Source organism: Vibrio sp. EA2, from assembly GCF_033042495.1.
GTDB lineage: Bacteria > Pseudomonadota > Gammaproteobacteria > Enterobacterales > Vibrionaceae > Vibrio.
The window spans coordinates 1-2040 of record NZ_JAWLID010000039.1 but is presented as its reverse complement, the minus strand read 5'-3'; the positions used below and the strand labels follow the sequence as shown (position 1 = coordinate 2040).

The window sequence follows — 2040 nt, the reverse complement described above, 5'->3', positions numbered from 1 at the left end:
TTTGACGTTAGCGACAGAAGAAGCACCGGCTAACTCCGTGCCAGCAGCCGCGGTAATACGGAGGGTGCGAGCGTTAATCGGAATTACTGGGCGTAAAGCGCATGCAGGTGGTTTGTTAAGTCAGATGTGAAAGCCCGGGGCTCAACCTCGGAATAGCATTTGAAACTGGCAGACTAGAGTACTGTAGAGGGGGGTAGAATTTCAGGTGTAGCGGTGAAATGCGTAGAGATCTGAAGGAATACCGGTGGCGAAGGCGGCCCCCTGGACAGATACTGACACTCAGATGCGAAAGCGTGGGGAGCAAACAGGATTAGATACCCTGGTAGTCCACGCCGTAAACGATGTCTACTTGGAGGTTGTGGCCTTGAGCCGTGGCTTTCGGAGCTAACGCGTTAAGTAGACCGCCTGGGGAGTACGGTCGCAAGATTAAAACTCAAATGAATTGACGGGGGCCCGCACAAGCGGTGGAGCATGTGGTTTAATTCGATGCAACGCGAAGAACCTTACCTACTCTTGACATCCAGAGAACTTTCCAGAGATGGATTGGTGCCTTCGGGAACTCTGAGACAGGTGCTGCATGGCTGTCGTCAGCTCGTGTTGTGAAATGTTGGGTTAAGTCCCGCAACGAGCGCAACCCTTATCCTTGTTTGCCAGCGAGTAATGTCGGGAACTCCAGGGAGACTGCCGGTGATAAACCGGAGGAAGGTGGGGACGACGTCAAGTCATCATGGCCCTTACGAGTAGGGCTACACACGTGCTACAATGGCGCATACAGAGGGCGGCCAACTTGCGAGAGTGAGCGAATCCCAAAAAGTGCGTCGTAGTCCGGATTGGAGTCTGCAACTCGACTCCATGAAGTCGGAATCGCTAGTAATCGTGGATCAGAATGCCACGGTGAATACGTTCCCGGGCCTTGTACACACCGCCCGTCACACCATGGGAGTGGGCTGCAAAAGAAGTAGGTAGTTTAACCTTCGGGGGGACGCTTACCACTTTGTGGTTCATGACTGGGGTGAAGTCGTAACAAGGTAGCGCTAGGGGAACCTGGCGCTGGATCACCTCCTTATACGAATGGATAGTTTGCTTCTGCTTTTTAAAGCGGAAACAAATGAGTCTCGACGAGTGTCCACACAGATTGATATGGTTTTAATTCAGAGCAAAAAATTGGTTCTGCATAAAATGCAAAGCAATTTTATGTGGGGCTATAGCTCAGCTGGGAGAGCGCTTCGCTGGCAGCGAAGAGGTCATCGGTTCGATCCCGATTAGCTCCACCACTGACTTTCTGTGTCCCGTTCGTCTAGAGGCCTAGGACACCGCCCTTTCACGGCGGTAACAGGGGTTCGACTCCCCTACGGGATACCATCTTTAAGCACATTTGCTTAAGTGTTCTTAAAAATGGTTACTTCGTTTGAAGTAATTAGCTCTTTAACAATTTGGAAAGCTGACAAAACAACAATTTATTGTTGTTTGTAAAGTTCTCAAAGTATTCATGTATTTGAATACAACTAAAAACACATTCAAGTGTTCTTGGGAATAATCTTCGGATTATTCATATTTGAGTCCGGCAAAATCGTAGTTTGGTTCTGCTTTTTAAAGTGGAAACGAACTAATGTCTCTCGCTCATTCAAATAATGAGAGACAACTTTGGTTGTTTAACGTCAATTCGAAACTTCTTCGGGTTGTATGGTTAAGTGACTAAGCGTACACGGTGGATGCCTTGGCAGTCAGAGGCGATGAAGGACGTATTAACTTGCGATAAGCCCAGATTAGGCAGTAAAAGCCACTTGAGTCTGGGATTTCCGAATGGGGAAACCCACTTACATAAGTAAGTATCCTGTTGTGAATACATAGCAGCAGGAGGCGAACCGGGGGAACTGAAACATCTAAGTACCCCGAGGAAAAGAAATCAACCGAGATTCCGAAAGTAGCGGCGAGCGAAATTGGACTAGCCCTTAAGCTTTACACACGTTAGACGAACGGTCTGGAAAGGCCGACGATACAGGGTGATAGTCCCGTAGTTGACGATGTGTGTTCAGTGAA

The 2040-nt window shown here is 48.6% G+C and carries 2 tRNA genes and 2 rRNA genes; all 4 read left to right on the top strand.

What is annotated here, in order from left to right:
- Nucleotides 1-1066, top strand: a 16S ribosomal RNA gene (locus RXX31_RS24590); the annotation flags it as partial.
- Between the two features lie 132 nt (nt 1067-1198).
- Nucleotides 1199-1274: transfer RNA gene (locus RXX31_RS24585), tRNA-Ala, on the top strand.
- Nucleotides 1275-1286: 12 nt separating this feature from the next.
- Nucleotides 1287-1362 (top strand) — tRNA-Glu (locus RXX31_RS24580).
- 323 nt (nt 1363-1685) lie between these two features.
- Nucleotides 1686-2040: ribosomal RNA gene (locus tag RXX31_RS24575) — 23S ribosomal RNA — on the top strand; the annotation flags it as partial.